The sequence below is a fragment of the Pseudomonas sp. RC3H12 genome, assembly GCF_018596375.1.
Taxonomy (GTDB): domain Bacteria; phylum Pseudomonadota; class Gammaproteobacteria; order Pseudomonadales; family Pseudomonadaceae; genus Aquipseudomonas.
Map to the genome: position 1 here is coordinate 296564 of NZ_CP075595.1, position 24356 is coordinate 320919.

Annotated in this window: 20 protein-coding genes; 13 read left to right on the forward strand and 7 right to left on the reverse strand. The window is 62.0% G+C overall.

The annotated features are described in order from the left end of the window. Nucleotides 1-37 precede the first annotated feature (37 nt). The 5 genes from KHO27_RS01385 to KHO27_RS01405 all read left to right on the forward strand — a co-directional run bounded on the left by KHO27_RS01385 (nucleotide 38) and on the right by KHO27_RS01405 (nucleotide 8828). Nucleotides 38-1033: an NAD-dependent epimerase/dehydratase family protein gene (locus KHO27_RS01385; RefSeq protein WP_214501049.1), complete on the forward strand. Its 996-nt coding sequence runs from the start codon at nucleotides 38-40 to the stop codon at nucleotides 1031-1033. A gap of 87 nt (nucleotides 1034-1120) precedes the next feature. Continuing rightward, nucleotides 1121-1945, forward strand: a complete 825-nt coding sequence (locus tag KHO27_RS01390) for an ATPase (protein ID WP_214501050.1) — start codon at nucleotides 1121-1123, stop codon at nucleotides 1943-1945. A gap of 299 nt (nucleotides 1946-2244) precedes the next feature. Continuing rightward, on the forward strand, nucleotides 2245-4266 hold the full coding sequence (locus tag KHO27_RS01395; protein WP_214501051.1) for a hypothetical protein: 2022 nt from the start codon (nucleotides 2245-2247) through the stop codon (nucleotides 4264-4266). 88 nt (nucleotides 4267-4354) lie between these two features. Next, nucleotides 4355-6430 carry a hypothetical protein gene (locus tag KHO27_RS01400; RefSeq protein WP_214501052.1) on the forward strand — a complete coding sequence of 692 codons (2076 nt, stop codon included), beginning with the start codon at nucleotides 4355-4357 and terminating at the stop codon, nucleotides 6428-6430. 328 nt (nucleotides 6431-6758) lie between these two features. Further along, the gene (locus tag KHO27_RS01405; protein ID WP_214501053.1) at nucleotides 6759-8828 is read left to right on the forward strand and encodes an autotransporter outer membrane beta-barrel domain-containing protein; all 2070 of its coding nucleotides are present in this window, start codon (nucleotides 6759-6761) and stop codon (nucleotides 8826-8828) included. Nucleotides 8829-8890: 62 nt separating this feature from the next. On the opposite strand, the gene KHO27_RS01410 is transcribed toward KHO27_RS01405, so the two are convergent. Both KHO27_RS01410 and KHO27_RS01415 read right to left on the reverse strand, forming a co-directional pair. After that, on the reverse strand, nucleotides 8891-9940 hold the full coding sequence (locus KHO27_RS01410; protein WP_214501054.1) for an alkene reductase: 1050 nt from the start codon (nucleotides 9938-9940) through the stop codon (nucleotides 8891-8893). Between the two features lie 24 nt (nucleotides 9941-9964). Then, on the reverse strand, nucleotides 9965-10267 hold the full coding sequence (locus KHO27_RS01415; protein ID WP_110697584.1) for an ArsR/SmtB family transcription factor: 303 nt from the start codon (nucleotides 10265-10267) through the stop codon (nucleotides 9965-9967). Between the two features lie 152 nt (nucleotides 10268-10419). Here KHO27_RS01415 and KHO27_RS01420 point away from each other — a divergent pair, with 152 nt between their 5' ends. After that, nucleotides 10420-10998, forward strand: coding sequence for an acyl carrier protein phosphodiesterase (locus KHO27_RS01420; RefSeq protein ID WP_110697586.1), 579 nt, complete (start codon nucleotides 10420-10422; stop codon nucleotides 10996-10998). Nucleotides 10999-11014: 16 nt separating this feature from the next. Here the strand turns inward: KHO27_RS01420 and KHO27_RS01425 are convergent, their stop codons facing one another. Together KHO27_RS01425 and olsB are read right to left on the reverse strand one after the other, a co-directional pair. Then, entirely contained in the window at nucleotides 11015-11803 is a 789-nt protein-coding gene (locus KHO27_RS01425) for a lysophospholipid acyltransferase family protein (protein WP_214501055.1), read from the reverse strand. After that, on the reverse strand, nucleotides 11803-12558 hold the full coding sequence (gene olsB / locus KHO27_RS01430; protein WP_110697590.1) for an L-ornithine N(alpha)-acyltransferase: 756 nt from the start codon (nucleotides 12556-12558) through the stop codon (nucleotides 11803-11805). Before olsB ends, KHO27_RS01425 begins: the two co-directional genes overlap by 1 nt. 133 nt (nucleotides 12559-12691) lie before the next feature. On the opposite strand from olsB, the gene KHO27_RS01435 reads away from it, so the two are divergent. The 7 genes from KHO27_RS01435 to KHO27_RS01465 all read left to right on the forward strand — a co-directional run bounded on the left by KHO27_RS01435 (nucleotide 12692) and on the right by KHO27_RS01465 (nucleotide 18186). Next, on the forward strand, nucleotides 12692-13579 hold the full coding sequence (locus KHO27_RS01435; RefSeq protein WP_214501056.1) for an acyl-CoA dehydrogenase middle domain-containing protein: 888 nt from the start codon (nucleotides 12692-12694) through the stop codon (nucleotides 13577-13579). Between the two features lie 64 nt (nucleotides 13580-13643). Further along, a complete protein-coding gene (locus tag KHO27_RS01440; protein WP_214501057.1) occupies nucleotides 13644-14720 on the forward strand; it encodes a serine hydrolase domain-containing protein in 1077 nt (358 codons plus the stop codon). Continuing rightward, the gene (locus tag KHO27_RS01445; RefSeq protein WP_214501058.1) at nucleotides 14717-15013 is read left to right on the forward strand and encodes an amidase; all 297 of its coding nucleotides are present in this window, start codon (nucleotides 14717-14719) and stop codon (nucleotides 15011-15013) included. Before KHO27_RS01440 ends, KHO27_RS01445 begins: the two co-directional genes overlap by 4 nt. A gap of 44 nt (nucleotides 15014-15057) precedes the next feature. Next, nucleotides 15058-15639 carry a YceI family protein gene (locus KHO27_RS01450; RefSeq protein WP_110697598.1) on the forward strand — a complete coding sequence of 194 codons (582 nt, stop codon included), beginning with the start codon at nucleotides 15058-15060 and terminating at the stop codon, nucleotides 15637-15639. A 1-nt stretch (nucleotide 15640) separates the two neighbouring features. Beyond that, entirely contained in the window at nucleotides 15641-16798 is a 1158-nt protein-coding gene (locus KHO27_RS01455; RefSeq protein WP_214501059.1) for a phospholipase D-like domain-containing protein, read from the forward strand. Nucleotides 16799-16872: 74 nt separating this feature from the next. Beyond that, nucleotides 16873-17451 (forward strand): DJ-1/PfpI family protein, encoded by a 579-nt coding sequence (locus KHO27_RS01460; RefSeq protein ID WP_110697602.1) that lies wholly within the window; start codon nucleotides 16873-16875, stop codon nucleotides 17449-17451. A 144-nt stretch (nucleotides 17452-17595) separates the two neighbouring features. Beyond that, nucleotides 17596-18186, forward strand: coding sequence for a GNAT family acetyltransferase (locus tag KHO27_RS01465; RefSeq protein ID WP_214501060.1), 591 nt, complete (start codon nucleotides 17596-17598; stop codon nucleotides 18184-18186). A 32-nt stretch (nucleotides 18187-18218) separates the two neighbouring features. On the opposite strand, the gene KHO27_RS01470 is transcribed toward KHO27_RS01465, so the two are convergent. The 3 genes from KHO27_RS01470 to KHO27_RS01480 form a co-directional block, all read right to left on the reverse strand. Beyond that, nucleotides 18219-20612: an RHS repeat-associated core domain-containing protein gene (locus KHO27_RS01470; RefSeq protein ID WP_214501061.1), complete on the reverse strand. Its 2394-nt coding sequence runs from the start codon at nucleotides 20610-20612 to the stop codon at nucleotides 18219-18221. Further along, the gene (locus KHO27_RS01475; RefSeq protein ID WP_214501062.1) at nucleotides 20609-23200 is read right to left on the reverse strand and encodes an RHS repeat domain-containing protein; all 2592 of its coding nucleotides are present in this window, start codon (nucleotides 23198-23200) and stop codon (nucleotides 20609-20611) included. The genes KHO27_RS01470 and KHO27_RS01475 overlap by 4 nt, the downstream gene beginning before the upstream one ends. Nucleotides 23201-23264: 64 nt before the next feature. Next, nucleotides 23265-24236: a hypothetical protein gene (locus tag KHO27_RS01480; RefSeq protein ID WP_214501063.1), complete on the reverse strand. Its 972-nt coding sequence runs from the start codon at nucleotides 24234-24236 to the stop codon at nucleotides 23265-23267. Nucleotides 24237-24356 lie beyond the last annotated feature (120 nt).

The following is a 24356-nucleotide window of genomic DNA, read 5'->3' on the forward strand; positions in this document are numbered from 1 at the left end:
TCAGCTGCATCCGAAATAGGGCAAGACGGAGTCTTACATGCGAATTCTGGTCACCGGCGCGAGCGGCTTCATCGGCGGGCGCTTTGCGCGTTTCGCCCTGGAGCAGGGCCTGGAGGTGCGGGTCAACGGCCGGCGGGCGGAGGGTGTGGAGCACCTGGTCAAGCGTGGGGCGCAGTTCATCCCAGGCGACCTGGGCGACGCCGAACTGGCCCGGCGCCTGTGCCAGGGCGTGGACGCGGTGGTGCACTGTGCCGGTGCCGTGGGGACCTGGGGCCGCTACCAGGATTTCCACCAGGGCAACGTGGTATTGACCGAGAACGTGGTCGAGGGGTGCATCAAGGAGCATGTACGGCGCCTGGTGCACCTGTCGTCGCCATCGATCTACTTCACTGGCCGTTCGCGCCTGGATATCCGCGAGGACCAGGTACCGCGTCGCTTCCATGACCATTACGCGCTGACCAAGCACCTGGCCGAGCAGAAGGTGTTCGGCGCCCAGGAGTTCGGTTTGGAGGTGCTGGCGCTGCGCCCGCGCTTCGTCACCGGTGCCGGCGACGCGAGCATCTTCCCACGGCTGATGCGCATGCAGGCCAAGGGGCGCGTGGCGATCATCGGCAATGGCCTGAACAAGGTCGATTTCACCAGTGTGCACAACCTCAACGAGGCACTGCTCAGCGCACTGTTCGTCGAGGACCAGGCCTTGGGCCAGGCCTACAACATCAGCAACGGCCAGCCGCTGCCGCTATGGGATGTGGTCAACTACGTGATGCGCCGCATGCAACTGCCCCAGGTCACCCGCTATCGCTCACCCGGCCTGGCCTACAGCCTGGCGGCGCTCAACGAAGGCGTCTGCCTGCTCTGGCCCGGGCGCCCGCAGCCGACCCTGAGCCGCACCGCGGTGCAGGTGATGAGCACGGATTTCACCCTCGATATCAGCCGCGCGCGCCAGTATCTGGACTACCGGCCCGGCACCGATGTGTGGGCGGCGCTGGATGAATTCTGCAGTTGGTGGCAGGCGCAACCCGGGCAACGCTGAACCTGTGCGCGGGATGATGGTCATCAGTGCGCCGCCCTGGCGGTTTATACTCATGCCTCTTTGCTACTACCGCGGTTGAATGCACCCATGCGTAACGACGCCCACGATGACTTCAATGATGTGCCCACCCTGCGTGCCGGCACCCCTGATGACGATGAACTGCTGCCTGCCCATGTGGCCCGTAGCCGCCAGAAGGTGGTGCGGCCGCGTAGCAATGGCCCGCTATGGACATTGCTGGGCGCTTCGTTCATCGCCCTGGCCGGGCTTGGCTGGTGGAGCTTCCAGCAGATCACTCTGATGGAGCAACAGCTGGTCGCGACCCAGGAAAGCTTTGCCCGTATCAGTGAAGAGGCCGCCGGCCGCCTGCAGGTGATCAGCGGCAAGGTCGATGCCAGTGAGTCCAGCAGCAACACCGGCAGCGAGGCATTGAAGTTGCAGATTCGCCAGTTGCAGGCTTCCCTGGCCGAGCAGGGCAAGCAGCAGTTGGGCGTCGCCGGGCAGGCTGGAGACCTGGGCAAGCGCCTTGAACAGGTGCTGGCCGATACCCGTGAACAGCAGAAGGCGGTCACCGAACTGCAAAGCCAGTTGCAGGCGCAACTCAAGGCCGTCAATGCCGAGCTGGCTGCGCTCAAGTCGGGGCAGGTGGATGGCGGTAAGCTCGATGGCCAACTCAAGAGCCTGAGCAACGAGGTGGCGGCGCTGAAGAAACAGGGCAACCCGAGTGCCGCCATCGAGAGCCTGGAGCAAGATATGCTGGTGCTCAAGAGCCAGGTGGACAATCGCCCGACAGCCTCTGCAGGCGGTGCCTCGGTGCAGGAGTTCGATGCCTTCCGCGGGCAGACGACCCGCAATATCAACACCCTGCAGAGCCAGATCCAGAACTTGCAACAGCAGATCAATGCCCGCCCTTGAGCCGAGCATGAATGTGGCACCTGGTACTTCGATCGGGTGCCATTGCCTTTGATCTTGCCTGTTTCCCGCGCCTGCAGCATTCCCTTCGGCAGACCCCGCCCCGTCCGTACCTGGCATTTTTGTCAGGTGTTGAAGTGGCGGGAGTTTGTTACATCTACAGCACGACGACGGCAGCCGTTTCCTTCCTTGATCCTGTTTCCATCACTCGTTGGCAAGTGCCTTGTGTCGTGACGAACTCGTTGCCCCTATCCGCAAGGGTGCAGGGCCGCGTACCTGTAGAATCGATTAGGAAAATGGCCATGAACAAGCCTGTACCCAAACAACTTAGCGGCCAATTGCTGCGGCCCGCGGGTAAACGCTCCAGAGTGTTGTTTCCACAGAGTGGAGTGTTGGACTTCAAGGACCTGATTGTCGAGGGTCTGATTGAGGACGGCGTGGACAATCCTGCTGAACTCTTGCCGGGGGCGGATCATGACAAACCGTTGAAAGTGAGGGTGCCCAACTGGGATGAGGTCAAGGCAGGTATGGTCATCGCGCTGTATGTGAACGGTGACGACGAACTTGAAGGTGTGGACGGGGCCTGGCATTCGATCTCGGCGGCGGAAGCGGCGGATCCGTATCACGAGTATCCTCTGCAACTGCCGAGTTCCTATTGGGATTTCGTTGCGGATGGGGAGGATCGTACCTTCCAGGTGGGTTACTCGGTCCGCCCAGAGTTTTCAAGTGTATACGAAAGAGGGCCCAACCGGGTCATCCGCATCGACAAAATGGCGCCGGGTGGCAACCCGAGTACGCTCGCCAGGCTATCGTTTGCTTCGGAGATCGAGGCCAGGAAACGCATCCTGATAACGGACTTTGCCTCGGACATGCTCACGGTTCATGTCAGGGGCTATCTGGCGCAGGAGCAGGGTGACCAGATCATGGTGACCATGGACGACGGCGGCACCACATTGTTGGTTGGCCCCTTCTCCGTCACCAGCAGTACTGACGCCACGCCTGTGGCGTTGCCGCTGGCCGAGCTACAAAAGCTCAAGGACAATACCCCGATCACATTCACCTACACGTCGCAGGATCGGGCAGGGAATCTCTCGATTGTTTCCGTGCCTCATGACACCCTCCAGTTACTGTTGCAGGATATTCCCGTCGTTTTGCCAGCACCTGAAGTGCCAGGCTTTGACCAGTCGGGCGATCCGCTGATCCTCGACAAAGATGCCCGTGCGGGCATCAAGCTGGTGGTTCCCACAGTCACCGGGGCTCGTATCGAAGACAAGGTCGTCGTACTTTGGGGAACGCAGCGTTCGGATGAACATGCAGTCATCGTGGTGCCGGCACCGCCGGACCCATTGATGGAACTGGATTTGCTCTATCCGCTGACCAGCGCTGGGCCGCAGACAGGTGCCGTGGCGGTCAGCTATGAATTGTGGCGCGACGGCTTCAAAATCGGCGACGCGACGTCCCCTGCGACTGTCAATGTCGACCTGCGACTGCCGGGTGGGCCCGATCCCGATCCGGGACTGCCAGGGCATGGCAATCTGGAATTGGCCACCATCGTCGGCGATGACTCCGGGAAGACGGATGACCTGACACCCGAGGATGTCGCCGCAGGTGCGCAAGTGACCATCCCCTGGCGCGCCGTGGACGGTAGTGAACTGTTGCAGGAGGACGATAAACTCCAACTGATCTGGGGCGCACAGCCCCCCCACGCACTTGCTCCCGTGAGCGCTGACGAAGAAGCCGCCAAGGCCGACATCAAACGTCCAGTTCCCCCGACCGTGCTGGCCAGCGAGCCCAGCGGCACGGTACAGATGGCCTATACCGTGACCCGGGTGTTCGGTGCGGACGGCGAGGAAAACACCGCACTTTCGTCATCCAAGCCTGTTGCCCTCTTGCGCGGGGAAGACCTGCCGGGAGAGGGCGCCCCGCTCAAGGAGCTCGAGTTCACCGCCCTCAATGGGCACGGCGCAATCGATATCGAGACGGCGCAACGACCTTTGCCGGTGAGAATCGAGCTTTATGACAACGTGAAGGAGAACGACACCATCGTGATCCATCTCAGGGCAGACGACAGTCAGCATCCGACTCCCGGAAGCCCGATCTCGGCTGCTGAAGAAGACCTCCCATTCATCAGAATCGAAAAGCATCACATAGACAAGGGTGAACTCACCTACGAGATCGCACGTCGATGGGCGTTTATTGTCTGCTTTGGCTCGGCCACCGTCGAGTACACGGCGACGAATAAGTTTGGGCCGGTGAAGGCCGGTCACAAGCGTGTAGTCGTCACGGTAAAAAACCCCAGAGAGGAAACATGCCCGTTGCCTTGAAGTGAAAGTGTCCTGGCGATTCGCCAGGGCACTGTTTCTTCACATTCCATGGTTGTCTGTAGGCACCTTGACTGGCAGAGGATGACGCATGAGCACCTTCAATGAAGGGATAAAGGGCACGCTTGAATTCAAAGCACTCGAAGTCGATGCGCTGCTGGATGACGGTTACGATGAGGTCCCCGAACTGTTACCGGGCGACAGGCTGGGCGATGCCCTGCAGGTGATCGTCCCGTGGTGGCCGGAAATTATGGTTGATAACCACATAGCGTTGGTCTGGAACGAAAAGATTCTCGAAAACGAAGAGGGCGCTTATCACTTTGTCGAGCAGTCTGAGGCGGAGGATGAGAATCATAAGTTCGTACTCGCCCTGCCAGCGTCCTTTTGGCGTTCGGTGGGGGAGGGGGAAGAACGGCGGTTCAGCCTGGGCTACGCTGTTCGCCCCTACAGGAGTGAGGTCTGGGAGCTTGGTCCAGAGCGGATTGTTCGCATCGACAGGCTGGCCCCTGGGGGTGAGGAGGGGGCCTTGGGGAAGATGGTGTTCCCCAAGGCATTGGAGGACAGGGGCGTCATCCTTGAGTCCGATTTCGAGCAGGGTGTGCTCTGGGTCACGATCAGTGGTTATTTGCATCAGGCGCGGGGTGACACGATCACGGTCATTATGACCGATGGCATTGAACGAGTCAGCGCGGGGCCGTTCACCGTGGACAGCGAAAGAGAGGCTACCCCCATCGCATTGCCCCAGGCCCAGTTGCAGACATTGGTTGGCGGAATTCCTATCTCTTTCACCTACCAGGTACTGGACCGGGCAGGTAATGAGTCCGCCCTGTCCCTGGTTCATGACAGCCTGGTGCTCGAGGTCGTCCAGCCCCTGCCTGCGCCGCGAGTGCCGGATGCAGACGAGGCGGGCAATCTTGACTTCAGCCTGCTTGGAGATGCCGACGTTCTTGTTTATCTGGACCCCGACGACCGTTGGGTAGCCGGGCAGGCGGTGACGCTGGTCTGGGTGGGCATGACCGCCAATGGCAGCCGTCTGGCGCCTGTGATCAAGCACGGCCAATTGAAGGCTGATGGCGTTGAGTTTTCTTTGGAGAACGCCCATGCGGCAGCAGTTTTACAGGGGGATGCACACCTTGTCTATCGCATTGAAGAAAGTGGACTCGGGTCCGCTCCACGGGTGATCTCCATTATCGGCTCCCTCGAACTTAAAGCTCCTGAGGTGGATGAGGCAGCGGAGGGTGCGCTCGATCCTGAGGATGTTCCGCCGCAGGGCGCGACGATACGGATCAAGGCCTACCCCCACATGGCCAAGGGTGATCAGCTCCAGCTGGAGTGGAATGGCATGTCCGCTGCTGGAGTTCCTCATGATCTTTTCTGGACCCTCGATGTTCAACAGGTGGGTGACCTTGAGCAACGGGTCGGGAAGGACGAGGTCGAGGTCCTCGTCGGGGGGCGGGTCACCTTGTTCCATACGCTGACTGCAGTGGGCGGCGCCCTCTCCGGTTCCGCGAATCGTGATCTGCGGGTAGGGCGTGTTGCTTTCCCGCGCCCCGAAGTGGAAAAGGCTTTCGGCAATGACAAAGACCAGTTGGACTTCAACCGCGACTTCGTCGGGGCCAGCCATGTGAAGGTCACCGTGCGCCAGTACGCCGGCATGGACGGGGACCAGGTCGCGATCGTGCTGGAAGTGCCGGGCATTGACTACCAGTCACCCTGGAAGGACGTCGTCGGGCCAGCGAATCTGGTGTTTGAGGTACCCGCTGGCGTGGTGATGCATGGGATCGGACATAGGGTGCCGATCAGCTACAGGATCCTGCGCGATGATCAGGAGGAAACCTCGGATGTGCTGGAGCTGAACATTCAGGAACAGCTGTTAGATATGCAGGCTCCCAGATACATGTCCTTTGGCGGCCAGGAACCGAAGTTCATCGTGCGCTATCCCGAGGTCAAGAGCGGCGACCAGGTCGACATTCACTGGCAGGTTGAAGGGGAACCGTCCATGAATGCAACGGCGGTGGTGTATCAGGACACCAGCTACTGGCTTGTGCTTATCGAGCCGGGTTGGGTTGACGCAGATGAAGGAAAGACGGTTTACGCCAACTATTCCGTTGTTCCGAAGGTGGGTGAAAAGCGGCAGTTTTCGCCTGTTCATGTATTCAAGCCGTAGTTACGGCTGAGCCCCAGCATATCCCACATTCCATGCGCTATGGCGAGACGTAAAGCAGTGTTCTTCCGGCGCACCAACAGAAAAATCTTACAGAAGATTTTCGACTTTCTGTCGAGACTGTTCGCCGTTTCAACTGCACCGAGGTGCTACCACAACTAGCCGTTCGGTTGACGATGTTAAGTGGGAGATCGATATGAGAGTTTTTAGCATACCCTTGAATATTGCGGTGGGTGTGATAGCCGTCATGTCAGGCACTGGCCTGGTTGAGGCCAAGGTACTCGACAATCAGAGCGAAACGGTCACGGGTCCGGTCGCGGATATATACGAGTTGAGAAACGGATCGACCCTGGAGATCACCGCCACCGGCAGCACACAGGGTATAACGGTCTCTACGGGGTCGACTGTCACTGTCAACGGTGGAAAGGTAGCCGCCACTGGCTCGCAAGCCGGCATCAACCTGCGCGATGGCACCCAGGCGCTGATCAATGGCGCAACCGTAACGGGTGGGGCGTCGGTAGCCTCGTTCGGCGTTTCGGCGCGTCTAGCCTCCAGTATCCGAGCCCAGGGCAGCACGATTGCAGGTGGCAGTGGTGCCTCCCTTGTGCAAGGCAGCAGCCTTGTACTGGAAGGCAGCACGCTCACTGGGTTGGAACGCGTCGGTGCTTTCGTCGTCGGCTCCAGTCTGCAAGCCACGGATGGCAGCCTTATCAGTGGCAAGACCTATGGTCTGGATGTACGCCAGGAGTCGGCAGCCAACGGCGGTGGCGACTCCCGGGTGATCCTGGATGGATCGACGGTCAGGGGCGACACCGAGAGTGCCATCATCGTCAGGGCCGGTACCGGTAACTCCACCGGCACCGCACATATTCTGGTGGCCAATGGCAGCCAGCTTATCGGTGGCAATGGCAATATCCTCGAGGTCATCGATGACATGACCGCCGACTTCACCGCAGACAACAGTCAACTGAGCGGCGACGTAGTGGTGGAAGCCGGCAGTACCGCGAACCTGCTGCTGCAGAACAATGCCTCGCTGCGGGGGAATCTGGTCAATGTGCAGAGCCTGGAGCTGAACAGCGGTGGCCGCTGGATCTTGACCAAGGATAGCGAGGTCGGTGACCTGACGCTCGATAGTGGTACGGTCGATTTCACCGACCGGGACACAACGACTGGCTTCAAGACCCTGACGGTAGACAACCTCAAGGGCTCGGGTATCTTCGTGATGGACATCGACCTGGCCAGTGGTACCGGCGATCTGCTGAAGGTCACCGGGGCCGCCGAGGGCAGCCACCAGTTGAGCATCGCCAGTACCGGCGCCGATCCGGTCGAAGGGCAGGCTCCGCACCGTATCGTAGAAACCGGTGGCGGTGATGCGACCTTCGGTCTGCTGCACGATATCGATTTCGGTACCTACACCTACACCCTGGAAAAAGGCGAGGGCGAGGACAACTGGTACCTGGTGCAGAAGTTTGACGACAGCGGCAACCCCATCGTGACGCCGGGCGCCCGGGCAGTGCTGGGGATGTTCAGCGCCGCGCCCACCGTCTGGTATGGCGAACTGTCCTCGTTGCGCAGCCGCATGGGTGAATTGCGCCTGGGGCATGGCCAGGGCATCTGGATGCGCAGCTACGGTAACCGCTACAACCTCTCGGCCAGCAACACCATGGCCTATCAGCAAGACCAGAACGGCGTGAGTTTCGGTGCCGACGGCGTGGTGCCGGGCCACGACGGGCGCTGGCTGCTCGGGGTCATGGGCGGTTACAGCGAGTCCGACCTGGACTTCAGCCTCGGTTCATCCGGCAAGGTCAAGAGCTACTACGTCGGCGCTTACAGCACCTGGATGGCCGACAGTGGTTACTACATCGACGCGGTGCTCAAGTACAACCGCTTCCGTAACCGCAACGATGTGGTGATGAGCGATGGTCGCAAGACCAAAGGCGAGTATCACAACGACGGCCTCGGGGCCTCGGTTGAGGTTGGCCGGCACTTCAAGCTGGATGATGGCTGGTATGTCGAGCCGTTCACCCAGCTGTCCACGCTGTGGGTCGATGGCGACAGCTACACCCTGGACAACGGCCTGCGGGCCGAGAGCGATGGCGCCAACTCGGTGCTCGGCAAGGTCGGTGCGCAGGTCGGGCGCAGCCTGGCGCTGGACAACGGCAGTGTCCTGCAGCCTTACCTGAAAGTCGCGGCGGCTCACGAGTTCATCAACAGCAACAAGGTCAAGGTCAACGACAACCACTTCACCAACGACCTCTCCGGCACCCGTGGAGAGGTGGCTGTGGGCCTGGTGGCGCAGGTTTCGGACGTGCTGCAGCTGCATGGCGAGTTCCAGTACAGCAACGGCGAGCATATCGAGCAGCCGTACGGGGTCAACCTGGGGTTGCGCTACAACTTCTGATCGCTCGCAGGCATGCACTTGCAGGAGCGGGCTCGCCCCGCTCCTGCAGGTTTTGAATGTGCCTACAGCCGCGGGTAGTCGATATAACCTACCGGCCCTTTGGCATAGAACGTCTCCGGATGCGGTGCATTGAGCGGTGCATCGGCGGCCAGGCGCGCTGGCAGGTCGGGGTTGGCGATGAACGGGATGCCGAACGCCACCGCATCGGCTTTACCGCTGGCCAGGGCAGCATTGGCGCCGGCCTTGTCAAAGCGCTCGTTGACGATGTAGGGGCCGCCGAACGCTGCCTTGATCAGCGGACCGATGCTGTCGTCAGCTTCTTTCTCCCGCGAGCAGAGGAAGGCGATGCCGCGTTTGCCCAGCTCCCGGGCCACATAGGTGAATGTTTCGGCACGGTTGGCGTCGCCCATGTCATGGGCATCGGCCCGTGGCGCCAGGTGCACGCCCACGCGGCCCGGGCCCCATACCTCGATGGCGGCATCGGTCACTTCCAGCAGCAACCGTGCGCGGTTCTCCAGCGAGCCGCCATAACGGTCGCTGCGCTGGTTGGTACTGCTCTGCAGGAACTGGTCGAGCAGGTAGCCATTGGCGCCGTGGATCTCCACGCCATCGAAGCCGGCGGCCTTTGCGTTCTCGGCGCCGCTGCGGTAAGCCTCGACGATGTCGGCGATCTCTTCGGTTTCCAGGGCCCGTGGGGTCGGGTAGTCACTGAGCGGGCGTACCAGGCTGACATGGCCCTTGGGCTGGATCGCGCTGGGGGCCACCGGTAGTTCGCCGTTCAGGTACGAGGGGTGGGAGATGCGCCCGACGTGCCACAGTTGCAGGAAGATGCGCCCGCCCGCGCCGTGGATGGCCTTGGTCACGTTGTGCCAGCCGCGCACCTGCTGGTCGTTCCAGATCCCGGGAGTGTCCGGATAGCCGACGCCCATCGGCGTGACCGAGGTCGCCTCGCTGAGGATCAGTCCGGCGCTGGCGCGCTGCACGTAGTACTCGGCCATCAGCGCATTGGGCACGCGGCCTTCGTCGGCGCGGCAACGGGTCAGCGGGGCCATGATGATGCGGTTGGGCAGTTCCAGGTCGCCCAGGGTGATCGGGTCGAACAACGTAGTCATGTGCGAAGCCTCGCTTGGATCAGGTCAGAGCTCTTGGCTCATGTGCTCGAGGAACGCCTTGATGGTCGCCTCGTTGCGTTTGAAGAAATGCCATTGGCCGATCTTCTGGCTGCTGATCAGGCCGGCGCGCTGCAGGGTGGCCAGGTGGGCGGACACGGTCGACTGCGACAGGCCGCAGCGTTGGTCGATCTGCCCGGCACACACACCGTGCTCGGTGCTGTGATGCTGGTCGGGGAACTGCGCGGCCGGGTCTTTCAGCCAGTTGAGGATGTCGCGCCGAACCGGATGGGCCAGGGCTTTTATTATTTCGTCGAGATCGAGGGGCATGGGTGGACTCGTGGCGTGTAGCGGTATATCGCGATGGGGCGAAATATAAATCGGTGTATCGCGATATACAAATATGAAGAGTTCACAAGGCTATAAACATTGGCTATATCGTCTTGTGACGATATAGAGGGAAGCGGTGCTAGACTGCCGCCATGAACTATCTCGCGCACCTTCATCTGGGCGGCTCAGCGCCGCAACAACTGCTAGGCAGCCTGTATGGCGATTTCGTCAAGGGCGAGCTCGCGGGGCGCTTCCCGCCTGCGCTGGAGGCTTCGATTCGGCTGCACCGACACATCGACCGCTATACCGACAGCCACCCACTGGTGCTGGCGGCGCTGGCGCGTTTTCCGCGTGAGCGGCGGCGGTTCGCCGGGATCGTCCTGGATGTGTTCTTCGACCACTGCCTGGCGCGGCATTGGGCGGCATATGCCGAGCAGCCGCTGACGCAATTCACCGATGATTTCTACATGGTATTGCTAGCCGAACCGGAGTTGCCGGGGCGGTTGGCGCGCATCGCGCCGTTGATGGCGGCCGACGACTGGCTGGGAGCGTATGGCGATTTCGCCACCCTGGAGCAGGTGTTTGCCGGGATTGCCCGGCGCCTGTCGCGGCCTGAGGGGATGGCAGGGGTGATGGTGGAACTGGAGCGGTTGTACGAGCCGTTGTTGGCGGACTTTCGCGAGTTCTATCCGCAGTTGCAGGCATTTGCCCGGGCACAGCAATCGGCTTGAGTCCGCAATCGCAGATTCAAGCTGCCCGAGCCTGTCGCCTCGGTGCCACCTCGACATTCTCTACGCCGAATAGCGCCAGATGGACCGCCTGTTGCGCTTCGAAAGCCAGTACCGCGCGTTCCTTGCCCGCACTTGCGATTGGCGGCAACAGGTGGATCAGCACTTGTCCGCGGTCCTGCCCGAACAGCCGCATCAAATGTGAAACCAGGTCGTCCTCGCCAATGAACGGCGCGATCGGATCGGTCTGGCCCGCGCGCAGGTACTGGATTGCCACAGGCTGTAGCGGCGTGACCTGGTCGATCGCCCCGGCCAGCAGGCGCCCATGGAAGGTGCGCAGGCTGCGACCGTCCGTGGTGGTGCCTTCGGGGAAGATCAACAGGGGGCGTTGCTCGCCCAATTGTTCGCTGATCTGCTCACGCAGGCGTTGTGCATCGCCGCCGCCGCGACGAATGAACAGGGTCCCGGCCTTCTCGGCCAGCCAGCCGGCCAGCGGCCAGTGGCGTACCTCGGCCTTGGACAGGAACGACAGCGGGGTGAGCATGCCGAGCAGCGGGATGTCGGTCCACGACACATGGTTGCAGACCCACAGCATCGGTTTTTGCGGCAGCTCGCCCCTGACCTGCACGTCGAAGGGCAGGGCGGCGACCAGATGCCCCATGAACAGCCGTGTCCAGCGTTGGCGCTGTTCTATCGAGGCGTTCAGCCCCAGACGCTCGCCCAGGGCGATGACGCTGGCCATGGCCAGCCCCAGGGTCAGTACCATGAACAGCCGCAGCAGGCGGGCAGCGGCCCGCAGGCGCGGCATCAGACCGCCGCCTTGAAGTGACGGGCATAGCGCGGGCAGAGGTCGTCGCGCTTGAGCAGGATGAACACGTCGGCAACCTGGAAGTCCTCGTCCCAGCACGGCTCGCCGCAGATCTTCGCGCCCAGGCGCATGTAGGCCTTGAGCAGCGGGGGCATTTCGGCGATGACGTTATTCGGCAGCGGCAGGTTGGGCAGCGGCTTCTTCGGTTCGGCGCGCAGGTGCTCGGTGCACAGGTAGCGTTCACGCAGGCGCTGCATGATGGCGTGGGCCTGCACGCCGCCGTCCTGCATGGGGATGCTGGCACAGCCCATCAGGTAACTGTAGCGGCCCTCGTTGAGTACTTCGGCCAGTTCGCTCCAGAGCACGGCGATGGTGCCGCCGTTGCGGTAGGCCGGGTCGACGCAGGTGCGGCCCAGCTCGAGGATCGGCCCCTGCAGCTGCAACAGGCCGTGCAGGCTGAACTCCTCTTCGCTGTAGAAGCGGCCCAGGCTGCTGGCGGCCTGGTGGTCGAGCAGGCGGGTGGTGGCGACCAGCTGGTCGGTGGCCAGGTCGCGCACGCCGATGTGGCGGCAGTGGATGTCGTAGTCGTCCATGTCCAGGCCGTGTTCGGCGCCCTTGAGCTTGGCCTTGAATTCGGCGCTGAACACCTTGAAACGCAGGGCCTGTGCTTCCTGCAGGGCCGTGGCGCCGACCAGGCGTTCGGCTTGCAGACGGCGTTCAGTGCTGGTGTCGCCAGAGCGAGCGATCCGGGTCATCGTGAGTCTCCATAAGCCAGCCAAAGGGTTGCGGCCGGTCGGCTTTGTTGTGCAAAGTCAGCCTAGGTACGCCCGGTGTCACCCCCGTGAATCTTTGGTGATGCTTGCGTGACACCCCTCAAAGGAGTTTGCGATGGCCTGGTTGCAACGACTCAACGATCCCCTGCGCCACCCGCTGGCGGCGACCCTGGGCGAAACCTATGGGGCGGTGCTCGAGCGCCTGGGGGCGGTGGCGCCGTTCGAGCTGGCGGTATTTGGCGGGCGTGCCATGGCCACGCCCGGTCTGGCCTTCCTGCTCGGCTACCAGGCGGCACTGCGGGTGCTGTGGCCCAGCGCACCGTCCAGCTTGGGGGCGCTGTGTGCCACCGAGCGGCGCAGCGTGCGCCCGGCGGACATGCACACCCGCCTGGACGGCCTGCGCCTGACCGGCAGCAAGGACTTCGTCACTGCCGGGCTGGATGCTGAATGGCTGTTGGTGGCGGCGCGCCACGAAGGACCGGGCGAGGCGCCGCGCTTGCAATTGGCGGTGGTCTATCCGGGTGAGCCCGGTGTCAGCCTCGAGGCCTTGCCGACCCTGCCGTTGATGCCCGAAGTGGGGCATGGCCGCCTGCTGCTAAAGGACGCCGCGTGCGAGTTGCTGGCCGGCGATGGCTGGGATGCCTACGTCAAGCCGTTCCGCTCCCTCGAAGACCTGTATGTGCTCGCGGCGCTGGTGGCTTGGCTGCATGGCGTTGCCCAGGAGTGCGCCTGGCCGCAGCCACTCCGTCTGAAACTGATCGGCCTGCTCGCCGGGTGCGCCGAGGGCAGTCGGCAATGCCCGGACAGCGTGGCCTGCCATCTGCTGCTGGGTGGCCTGTTTGCCCAGTTCCAGGGCTTGCGGGTCGAGATCGACCAGGCGTTGGCCGCAGGGCCGGGGCACTGGGCACAGTTGTGGCAACGCGACCAAGGCCTGCTGGCGTTGGCCGGCGCGGCCCGTGACAAACGCCTGGCCAAGGCCTGGGCGGCCGCTGGATTGTCATGAAAGCCTGAGACGCTGGGGGAACTTTTGAACCTGGGCTGCAAAGCAGCCCCTTGCAGAGCTCCCCATGAAGGCAGTGCTACTTGCCCTTGCCATGACCGCAGCCCCGGCCTTGGCCGAAGACTGGCCCTCAGCGCAGTGGCCAGTCGACAACGCCGTCATCGACTGGCAAGCCGTAGACACCTACGCCTTCGCGCCACGCGATGCCGCGCGCGGTGGCATTCGCACCGATGCGTTGTTGATCATCCGCGACGGGCGCATTCTCCATGAACGCTACGCCGAGCCGACCCGTGTCGACACACCCCACCTGACCTGGTCGGTGAGCAAGAGCGTGCTGGCCACGGTCATGGGCGTGGCTTACGGCGAGGGGCGATTCAGGCTTGATGACCCGGCTGCCCGCTACTACCCGGCCCTGCAGCGGCATGCCGGACTGCGCCTGGCCGACCTGCTGCACTGGGCCAGTGGCCTGGCCTGGCAGGAAGATTACGAATATGCGCCATTGAAGTCGTCGGTGGTGGCCATGCTCTACACCCGTGGCCGCACCGACATGGCCGCCTACACGGCATCCAGGCCCGCTGCCAGTGCGCCCGGCACGCAGTTCGTCTACTCAAGCGGTGACAGCAACCTGCTGGCCGCCAGCTTGCGCGGCATGCTCGCACCTGAGCGCTATGCGGACTATCCCTGGCAAGCCCTGTTCACCCCACTTGGGATCTACAGTGCGGTCTGGGAGCGTGATGGCGCGGGCACTTATGTAGGTTCCTCGTACCTCTATCTCAGTGCGCGCGATCTGGCGCGCATCGGCCTGTTGATGCAGCGTGACGGGCGCTGGCGCGAACAACAGTTGCTGCCGGCCGAGTGGGTGACGTTCAACCGCACCTTGTTCAGCGCCGCGCAGCCAGTGCCGGGCGAAGCCAACCCCGGCGGGCACTGGTGGCTCAACCAGTCATTGCCCGGCCAGCCGGTGCCGTGGCCGGATGCGCCGAGCAACACGTTCGCCGCACTCGGCCACTGGGGCCAGGCGCTCTATGTGCTGCCCACGCAAAAGCTGGTGATCGTGCGCTACGCCGATGACCGCGATGGCAGCTTCAGCCACAACGAACTGCTCAAGCGGGTGCTGGCGGCCGTCGCCGGGGAGGGTGCATGAAGCGGGTCGTGCTTCTGCTCGTACTGGCCCTGTCGACCTGGGGCTGGCACGAGCGCCAGGCGTTGGCGGACTTCCCGGGTATCCTTTCGGCCTACTCGGCTAAAGAGTACTGTTCGTGCCGGTTCGTGATGGGTTTCGCTGAGGCCTATTGCCGGGACTATGTGCGCCAGTACCTGCCCTTGGGCCTGCTGGAAGAGGACAGCCCCCGGCGCCTGGTCACCGCCGAGGGCCTTGGTCGGCGCACCCAGGCGGCCTGGCAGGGCAACCGCGAAGGCTGCCGCTTGCTGCCGTGAAACCGTGCGGGTAAGGTTGACGGCCTTGATTCACAGGATTTCACATGTTCAAGCCATCCCGCCTGCTGCCTGCCCTCCTGTTCGCCCTGTGCCTGCCCGCCCATGCCAACTGGCACCTGGATGGCGAATCCTCGCGCCTGTCCTTTGTCACCGGCAAGAATGGCAATATTGCCGAGGTCAACCGTTTCCTGGTACTGCATGGCAAGGTCGACCGCAAGGGCGCGGCCGAGGTCAGCATCGAGATGGACTCGATCAGCAGCGGCATCCCGCTGCGTGACGAGCGCATGCGCGACGGCCTGTTCGCCTTCGAGCAGTTTCCCGAGGCCACGGTGCAGGCGCAGATCGACCTGCGCCCGATCAACGACCTGGCCAACGGCGCGCAGCTGGAGCTGCGCTTGCCGGTGAGCGTGACCCTGCACGGCCAGACCCGTAGCTACAACACGCTGTTGCTGGCCACGCGCCTGGACGAGCGGCGTTTCCAGGTGGTGACGCTGGAGCCGCTGATCCTGCGCGCCTCTGAATTCGGCCTGCTGCCGGGCCTGGAAAACTTGCGCAAGCTGGCCGGGCTCAAGTCGATCAACCCCTCGGTGCCGGTGAGCGCGGTGCTGATCTTCACCGCCCGCTGACATGCCGGGGCCGGTCTTTCCCTGGCGGGATGGCAACCAGTTCGAACTGCTGATCGACGGCCCCGAGTTCTTCCCGCGCATGCTCCTGGCGATCATGCGTGCCGAGCACCAAGTCGACCTGGAGCTTTACCTGGTCGAGGCCGGGGCCTGCGCCGAAGCTGTGGTCGATGCCCTGGAGCAGGCGGCGCGACGGGGCGTACGGGTGCGCTGCCTGTTCGACGACTACGGTTCGCTGGCCTTTACCGCGTCGTTGCGCGAGCGCCTGCTGGCGGCGGGTGTCCAGCTGCGCTGGTACAACCGCCTGCGCTGGCGCCGGGGCTTGCGCAACCTCTATCGCGATCATCGCAAGCTGTTGCTGGTGGACGAACGCTGGTCGGTGGTCGGTGGTACCGGGGTCACCGACGAGTTTTGGACACCGGATGCCGACACTAGCGAGTGGCACGAGGTGATGGTGCGCATGGAGGGGCCGATCGTCACCGACTGGCAACTCTTGTTCGACCGCCAGTGGCACGCCAACCAGCGCCGCACCGCCTGGCGCCCGCCTGAGGGCTTCGGCCTGCCGCGCCTGCCCCAGGTGCCGGCGCAGGGCCAGGGCATGGGCCGGGTGGCCTATGCCGACGCCCGCCAGCACAAGGACATCCTGCATGCGCTGGTGCGCGCCTTGAACAGCGGCCAGCGGCGCATCTGGCTGGCCACGCCGTACTTCCTGCCGACCTTCAGCGTGCGGCGCTCGCTGCGCCGTGCCGCGCAGAAGGGCATCGACGTGCGCCTGCTGCTCACCGGCCCGCGCACCGACCACCCGGCGGTGCGCTATGCCGGGCACCGCTATTACCCAAGGCTGCTGCGTGCCGGGGTGCGGATATTCGAATACCAGCCATGCTTCCTGCACCTGAAGATGGTGCTGGTGGACGACTGGGTCAGCGTTGGCTCGTGCAATTTCGATCACTGGAACCTGCGCTTCAACCTCGAGGCCAACGTCGAAGCCATCGATCCGCCGCTGAGTGCTGCTGTCGCCGCCAGCTTCGAGCGCGATTTCGCCCAGAGCCTGGAGGTCGACCTGGCGCGCTGGCATGCCCGTCCACTGTGGCGTCGGGTGCAACAGCGCCTGTGGGGCTGGCTGGACCGGCTGGTGGCCAATCTGCTGGATCGCCGCGACTAGCGACGTATATCGCCGTCACGCAAAGCAGACTATCGTGCTGGAACTGTTCCCAGACAACCGATGGAGTGGATGCGATGACGACGAAGAAGATTCTCATGCTGGTGGGTGACTATGTGGAGGACTACGAAGTGATGGTGCCGTTCCAGGCCCTGGCCATGGTCGGCCATACCGTCCATGCCGTGTGCCCGGAGAAGATCGCCGGGCAGACGGTGCGCACGGCGATTCACGATTTTGAAGGCGAGCAGACCTACAGTGAGAAGCCCGGGCACAACTTCGCGTTGAACTACGACTTCGTTCAGGTGCGGGCCGAGAGCTATGACGCGTTGTTGATCCCCGGTGGGCGTGCGCCGGAGTACCTGCGCCTGAACGACAAGGTGCTGGAGCTGGTCAAGGCGTTCGACCTGGCCGGCAAGCCGATCGCAGCGGTGTGCCATGGGGCGCAGTTGCTGGCGGCGGCAGGTGTGCTCGAAGGGCGTGAGTGCAGCGCTTATCCCGCCTGTGCGCCCGAGGTACGGCTGGCGGGCGGACGGTTTATCGATATCGCGGTGGACCAGGCCCATGTGGACGGCAACCTGGTGACGGCGCCGGCCTGGCCTGCGCATCCGGCGTGGCTTGCGGCGTTTCTCAAGGTACTTGGGACGCGCATTCAGTAAGGTCGTGAGCAGGCCGTCGTAGCGGTCCTGGAGAAGCACCTGTCGCGCAGGGACAACGGCAGGTTGCGATGCCGATGGTAGGGTTTCCCCTCAGGCCGGCTTGCCCGAGCGCGTTATCCACCGCGACCAGACGACTGCTTCCCCATGGAAATACGCTTGCTGCATGGCGCGGCGATTGCGCCTTTTATCGATGAGCTTGCGCGCTTGCGCCTGACGGTGTTTCGCGAGTATCCCTACCTCTATGAAGGTTCGCTGGAGCATGAGACGAATCACTTGGCCACCTACGCCGATTCTGGTCGCAGCCTGATGGTACTGGCATTGGACGGTGGCCAATTAGTAGGTGCCTCCACCGGCCTGCCGCTGACAGACGAGACGCCTCTCTTCCAGCAATCGTTCCTTGCCCAGGGACGTGATCCGACGTCGGTGTACTACTTCGGTGGCTCGGTGTTGCTACCTGCTTATCGCAGTCAGGGCCTGGGCGTGCGCTTTTTCATCGAGCGCGAATCGTATGCACACAAGTTGGCCGAATTCGATTACTGCGCGTTCTGCGTCGTCGAGCGCCCAGGCATACACCCGCTGCGGCCTGCCAATTACAAACCATTGCACGGTTTCTGGCGTAACCGCGGCTTCCTGCAGGACCCTTCATTGCGTACCTGTCATGCCTGGCGCGATCGGGACGAGCAGGAAAGCAGCGACAAGATCATGTCGTTCTGGCTCAAGGCGCTACCGATATGATCTGCCTGACGGTGTGTCTACAGGTAGGGGCCTCATGATGGGAAGTACATTCGTCCAGTTGCCGGCTCCAGGGTACTGTCGAAGTCGTACGGACCTTTGGCACCTAGCAATCGACGGTATCTAGAGATCTTCTGCATGGGCACGGTCGACCATAGATTGCCGACGTCCAGCCTGTCCATACGGCTTACGCCTGGGACGTAAGTGATCTTGTCGGTGCCATAAACCGGGCGTTGCAGCACATCGGCGATTCGTTGCGCCGCGCCGCTTTTCCCGCCCCAGCAGGCCAGCAGGACGATGGGCTCGCCAGCTGGCGTATGGGCCAGGCGCGGGGCTATTTCGCGCAGCGCGATGCGTGCTGCGTCTTCGTATTGGCCGGCCGCATTCATCAAGACACCGTTCTTGCCCCCATGTGTTTCAAAAGCTTTTATCCCTCTGCCCCATGCATCGTCGTACCAGACGACCTCTGCTTGGTTGGTTCTTGGGCTTCTGAACATGACGTCAATTGAATGCTGAGGGTTCTTGGGGGCGTGAGCTGCGGGCTTTCTCAGTGCATTGCTGCGCTTGAGGGTGCTGACGCTTTTTCCAGTCATCCGCGCCAAGCCCCCCGTTGCAAGACTGGCGACCCCTGTGCCCAACGATATCCAGCCGAGCACGTTGGCGGCTTGCTCATTCTTGCCTTGTGCCTGCATCGCCATCGCTGCCGCTCCCGTGCCCAAGGACACGATGTTGAGCGTCGCCGTCGCCACTGCCAGTGCACCGCTGGCACTGAGGATACCGCCCGCGGCAAGCGCGGCGCCGGCGGCGCCAAAGCTGGCGACCGTAGCCAGTGCTCCGACCGCCAGGCCAATGCCGGCCAGGACCCAGGTCTGCCAGCTGTGCCCATCTGGGTCGATGCGGTTGACCGGGTCGCCGCCACAATAGGTATAGGCATTGATACCGCCATGACCGAACGGGCTTTCGCTGTCGGGCGCGAGGAAACACATCAACAATGGGTCGTAGGGCCGATAGCCTGCGGCGATGTACCAGCCGGTCAGGGGTTCACGGCGTTCTCCTGCATACCCGAACGGCTGTTGCTGGTCGTTGCCTTGTTCGCTGCCATGTGGGGTGTATTGCAGCATGTGCGCCTGGGCGCCGGCTTTGATGCGTATCGAGCCTTGGCCGTCGCAGCCTAGCAAAGTTGTCTGGCGTACACCTTCGGTGATCGCGCTCACCGCGAACAGAGTGCTGCCGTCGCCCATTACCTCAAGTGTGGTGTTTCCCTGGTGCTCATGGGTCAGTTGCTTGCCGCTGAAGAAGCTGCGGTTGAGCGTGCCATTGATAATTCGGTCGCGTAGTTGGCCATTCGGGGTGTAGCGGTACTCGCACGTCCTGCCCTCATATTCGACGCGTTGCAGACGTTCGTGGGCGTCCCACGTGAGCTTGCGCCCCAGGCTGTCGGCGATGACGCGTCCGTGGGCGTCGTAGGTCAGCTCGATCCGCGCTGGCCAGCTGGAGTGGCTATGATCGATCGCCACGATCTGGCAGGGGTCATCGGCTGCGTAGTGGAAGTGGGCAACATCTTCGCTGCCGTCGTTGAAGCGGCTGGTGACTTGTCGATAGCCGTCGCGCTCATTGAAGACAAAGCGTTGTTCGACGATGGCGTTGCCGAACGGATCCCGTGGTGCGGCATTGGTGTTCGCGGTAAAGCGCACCAAGCGGCCTCGCGAATCGTAGGCGAAGCGTTCGTCAGCCTCTTGCTGGCCGTCATTGCCAGTACGTCGGATGAGCTGATCGAGTGTGTTGTAGCCGAGGGTTTGGGTGAAGGTCCGAGTTGCACCGTTTTCGGTCAGGGTGAAGGTGCTGCTGGCCTCTCGCCCCATGGCATCGTAGGTCAGTTGCCTGACCAGAACGCGGGCGTCTTGATCTTGAGTGGTGACTTGGTTCACACGCGAAAGGGCATCATAGGTTATACGCGTACTGACCTTGCCTGCGATGATTTGCGCGAGCCTGCCGAATGCATCGTAATGGCGTTGTTGTTTGGTGCCGTTGGCGTCCACGAAACCCAGTGGCCTGCCGGCCAACGATGTATGCCAAAGGGTACTGTACTCGGCGCCCTCGACGTCCCAGGACTCCTGCTGCGGCAAGCCGGCGGGTGAGAAGCTCCACTTCAGCGTCCCCAGGGCACCACTGGCCTCGGTGGGCTGACCCAGGCGAGGGTGATAATGCAGTTGTTCGCTGTGACCGCCCTCGGCAGTGGAAGACAGCAGCACGTCGTGCAGTTGTGGTTCGTAGGCGAAGTCCACGCGCCTTCCATCGGCAAGCGTATTGGCGTGGGGAGGCAACTGGCCCGGGCGATAGTGGTAGTGGGTGGTGCGCCCGGCCACTTCGACCGAGCGCTGGCGGCCCAGGCCGTCGAAAGTCTGCCGCCCCAAGGTAATGGCGTTCATGGTTGTTCCTCCTGCGCAGGGGCAGTGGTGGTAATCAATTCGGGATGCTGTCCATCGCTGTGGGGCGCGAATTGCCACGCGAGGGTAGTGCCATCTTCCAAGATTTTTTCGATGACCCGCGAATAGTGGTCGTATCGGTAGCGGGTAACGGTTGTGGACATGTTCGGTACGCTGAGCCGCTCTTCGACTACCCTGTCCAGGCCATCGCGCACCCACTTCAATGTACGGGCCAGATTGTTTTCGCAATCGTAGCGCTGCTCTTCGATGGGGCTGCCCGCGAGGTTTTTCAGGGTCACATTCCGAGGGCTGGAGAGTCCGCCCGCAGCTTGCCATTGCTCGCAGCGACGAGTGATTGGGTCCTGGACCGTATGTGTGTGTATGCCTTGGGCGTCGATGGTGAGGGTGGCTTGGCCCCAGTCGTCGAAGACGGTGGTGGTGGTCAGGGACAGCGGAACAGGCGAATCCTTGGACAACCAGTCCTGGGTCGTCCGGCGTATCTGCCGGCCCAGGGCATCGAATTCACAGCGCATGATTTCAAGGAAGCGACCGGGTTCGTTGTCCAGGTCTTCCAATTCGATACGCCGGGTACGTCCGTCGCCGTCGAGCCACAGACGCTGGCGTCGGCCGGTGATCTCCACCTGTTCGACCATCATCGCTGGCAGGGCGCTGGTACCGTGCAGGTTCACGGCTAGTGCGTCTCCCAGGTGGTAACGCACCAGACGCTGTGTCTGGTACGGGCTACCGGTTGCGTTGAGTGTTCGGACGATACGGCCAATCTGGTCATACTCGTAGCGGGTGAGCGCCCCGCTCTCGCTGCGTTCCCAAATGGTCTGGCCTGTGAGCAGGGACTGCGCGCTGTTGTGGGTTGAGCGGTTCACGTCGTCATTCTCGAAGCCGATGATCGTGCTCCGTAAAACCAACGCTCCCTTTGCGTGCCCATAGTGGTATTCGGTAGCGGTAGACCTGCCGTTGAGCGTCGTGACGCTTCGCTGGATGCGCCCGTAGCAGATGTGAGGCTGATGGAAATAGATGTGGCGGGTCTCCTCCAGCAAGCGGCCGTCCAGCTCGTCCAGCAACTGCTCACGCTCGACCACGATATGCGCTGGGGCATCCACGATCAGTGAAGGAAGTGGCGCATAGGTGTACGTGCTGCTCAACATTGGAGCTGAGCCGTCAGCCTTGGCTGGCCGGGTAGTTTTCTTGCGCAGGAAGCGCACCATCCCCAAGGGATCAGCTGGGCAACCTTCTCCCCCTTCGGCGGGATAGTAGCAATTGATCTCACTGATGCCGGTTGGGTAGTCGACCTGGGTGATGTTGCCGTAGTTGTCGTATTGATAAACCGTCGTTTCGGTGCGACTGGCCCCTGGGCGGGCATGGTCTGTGTAAGTGGTCGAGACCTGATGGGGGAGCTGGCAGGTACTGGATTGCTCCTCCCAGGTTTTGCCAGGATCGATACCATAGCGGGTATGCGTGCTGATCTCGCAATCGCCTCGTCGCGAGCTTTCCAGGAGGGGCAGATGAAAGCGGTTCCAGGTGCGAGTGATGGTATTCAGGATCGTGCCTTGTGCATCGCTGACCGTTTCGACCACTTCGTATTGGTAGTCGCTTTCGACCTGATAGAGGTTGTCTCGACCATGTTCCCAGGAAAACGCCTGGGCGCTGCCGAAGCCAAGGAAATTGGCCGTGCCGACCCATCGGTAGTGGTGCATCCTTTCGGTGTCGGGGGGGCCGGCGCTGTGGATCCATGACTCGACCCGCGGCAGGTGGGAAAACGGTGCGTTGGCCGGCAACTGATGGCCGTCGGCCCCGGTCGCCCACTTGACGATGTCATGGGCGCCCAGCGGACTGTGCAGGGTGGTGGGCAGCAGCAGGTGGGCTCCATTGTCCAGGGCCAGGGCGTCGTACTCGATGCCGAAAGGGCGCTGGATGCCGGGAACGTGGATTTCGCTGAGTCGGTCATTGCTCAACACCAGACGCAACATGAGCGCTTGCGTGGTATCCGGGTTGAAGATGAGATGAACTTCTTCCTCCAGCTGATCCACGCTCAGCAGCGCGCGCTGTTCATCACTGATTTGCTGAAGAATGAAATGGCCGTCATTGCCGTAGGGCGCCCAGTCGATGAACAGGCGATGGCCCTCCGGGGAGTGCATTTCCACAACCAGATAGCGTCCACTGTCTTCCTGCTCACGCAGGATTTCGCGTTCTCCGGATTTCTTGTCTACCCGGAAATCACCGTTGTGTTGTGGGGCGACTCGCAGCGCCGGGAGTTTTTGATCGCTGAAGGTCAGCGGCGTATCGGCTGCGAACGTGGAGGCATCTTGATCTATGGCGTACTGCTCGCCGGAGGCGAGCCTCAGGGTGTTCCGGTCGAGTTCGGACAGTCCGAGGGTCCAGCCTAGTCCATAGCCTTTGTTGACACTTGAGCCCAGCACGCTGAAGGCTAGGGTGACCGAGAGCGCCGGTCCACACAGTTGGTTGGCGGGTGGGAGCGGCAGGGAGACCGCGAGGGTGAACTGGCCGGTACGGTTGTCCACGCCGGTTTTCATGAAGTCCAGAAAATTGCTGGCTTGGGTATGTATCGAGGACATTGGGTGTTTCCTGTTGCAGGGAGAGGTCGGTGCCCCTTTCACGGGCACCGAGTTTCCAGGAAGGTCAGGCCTGGCTCGCACTTACCTTGAAGGACACATGTTTGCCTGCTTCTGCGACAAAGAATTCGACTTCATAGTCATTGCCATGCTGGTCGATCACCTTCCAGATACTGCGCTTCGTCTGCGAGCTGCCGTAGTGACGGTTATAGAAGCGTTTGGCGTACAAATGGATGAGCATGTGAGCAGGACGCTGGTGATGGGCTCGGTCCGACTCTGGAGATTGCAATGTGAATGGCTGGCCCACCTCATACATCGTCACCTTACGGTACTGGCTGTAGTCATTGGTGAGTTGGAACGAGATCAATGCGTGATCCCAGCTGTTCATTTCATAGACAGGTTGAGACGAAGGTGTGGCCAGCGCCTCGCTTTGGACCATCCTGGTCCTTGGATCGGCAAATCCGAAGTAGCTGACGGATTCTTCGAACTCATCATCCCAGTAGTTCAGATTGCTACTTGGGAGCTTGTACGTGAGGGCCGGCTCGCTGCTCAATTTGAAGAGGTCATTAGAGGGCGGCACAGGCGCAATGGACTCAATGACGACCGAGGATTTGAAGGGATCGGCATTCGTCACGAAATAATGATCTTCATCCTTCCAGATCAATGCATAAATTTGACTGAGCGTGCCACCAGGACGCTTCGAGCTCACATAAAAGCGACGGCGAATGGATTGGGGGGAGTGTGCCATCAGCGCACTGGGTGCGGTGCCGGAAGCGTTATGGTAGACAAATCGTTCGTCGCGCTCGGAGTGCGCATACAGGTGCGGATGATCCAGCACTCGAGGATTGCCTTCGTCATCGATCTGGACCAAGGTCAGTGAGTCGAGGCTTTGCTGAGAGATCGTCTGGCCTTTGCGAGGTTCGAGTGTGACGGTGATCTCCACTTGTTGGTGGCCATTGGCATAAACGCGGCGGGAGTTGGAGGTGATATCCAGCTGGAAATGGCGTAGCCATTGATTGGCTTTTAAGGTATTGCTCATGAGGTCTGCCTCTGCAGGAGATGAGGCCTCATTTGAGTTGGAAATTACGCTTTGAGAGCGGTACATATTGCTGGCTGTAGGAGCCAGCATCAATTTCCTGCGAGCAAAAAAAACCGCTCC

What these genes read in the sequence shown, in the direction of transcription:
- KHO27_RS01385 (WP_214501049.1), top strand. Translation starts at nt 38, where the DNA reads ATGCGAATTCTGGTCACCGGCGCGAGCGGCTTCATCGGCGGGCGCTTT.
- KHO27_RS01390 (WP_214501050.1), top strand. Translation starts at nt 1,121, where the DNA reads ATGCGTAACGACGCCCACGATGACTTCAATGATGTGCCCACCCTGCGT.
- KHO27_RS01395 (WP_214501051.1), top strand. Translation starts at nt 2,245, where the DNA reads ATGAACAAGCCTGTACCCAAACAACTTAGCGGCCAATTGCTGCGGCCC.
- KHO27_RS01400 (WP_214501052.1), top strand. Translation starts at nt 4,355, where the DNA reads ATGAGCACCTTCAATGAAGGGATAAAGGGCACGCTTGAATTCAAAGCA.
- KHO27_RS01410 (WP_214501054.1), bottom strand. Translation starts at nt 9,940, where the DNA reads ATGACTACGTTGTTCGACCCGATCACCCTGGGCGACCTGGAACTGCCC.
- KHO27_RS01415 (WP_110697584.1), bottom strand. Translation starts at nt 10,267, where the DNA reads ATGCCCCTCGATCTCGACGAAATAATAAAAGCCCTGGCCCATCCGGTT.
- KHO27_RS01420 (WP_110697586.1), top strand. Translation starts at nt 10,420, where the DNA reads ATGAACTATCTCGCGCACCTTCATCTGGGCGGCTCAGCGCCGCAACAA.
- KHO27_RS01425 (WP_214501055.1), bottom strand. Translation starts at nt 11,803, where the DNA reads ATGCCGCGCCTGCGGGCCGCTGCCCGCCTGCTGCGGCTGTTCATGGTA.
- olsB (WP_110697590.1), bottom strand. Translation starts at nt 12,558, where the DNA reads ATGACCCGGATCGCTCGCTCTGGCGACACCAGCACTGAACGCCGTCTG.
- KHO27_RS01435 (WP_214501056.1), top strand. Translation starts at nt 12,692, where the DNA reads ATGGCCTGGTTGCAACGACTCAACGATCCCCTGCGCCACCCGCTGGCG.
- KHO27_RS01440 (WP_214501057.1), top strand. Translation starts at nt 13,644, where the DNA reads ATGAAGGCAGTGCTACTTGCCCTTGCCATGACCGCAGCCCCGGCCTTG.
- KHO27_RS01445 (WP_214501058.1), top strand. Translation starts at nt 14,717, where the DNA reads ATGAAGCGGGTCGTGCTTCTGCTCGTACTGGCCCTGTCGACCTGGGGC.
- KHO27_RS01450 (WP_110697598.1), top strand. Translation starts at nt 15,058, where the DNA reads ATGTTCAAGCCATCCCGCCTGCTGCCTGCCCTCCTGTTCGCCCTGTGC.
- KHO27_RS01455 (WP_214501059.1), top strand. Translation starts at nt 15,641, where the DNA reads ATGCCGGGGCCGGTCTTTCCCTGGCGGGATGGCAACCAGTTCGAACTG.
- KHO27_RS01460 (WP_110697602.1), top strand. Translation starts at nt 16,873, where the DNA reads ATGACGACGAAGAAGATTCTCATGCTGGTGGGTGACTATGTGGAGGAC.
- KHO27_RS01465 (WP_214501060.1), top strand. Translation starts at nt 17,596, where the DNA reads ATGGAAATACGCTTGCTGCATGGCGCGGCGATTGCGCCTTTTATCGAT.
- KHO27_RS01470 (WP_214501061.1), bottom strand. Translation starts at nt 20,612, where the DNA reads ATGAACGCCATTACCTTGGGGCGGCAGACTTTCGACGGCCTGGGCCGC.
- KHO27_RS01475 (WP_214501062.1), bottom strand. Translation starts at nt 23,200, where the DNA reads ATGTCCTCGATACATACCCAAGCCAGCAATTTTCTGGACTTCATGAAA.
- KHO27_RS01480 (WP_214501063.1), bottom strand. Translation starts at nt 24,236, where the DNA reads ATGAGCAATACCTTAAAAGCCAATCAATGGCTACGCCATTTCCAGCTG.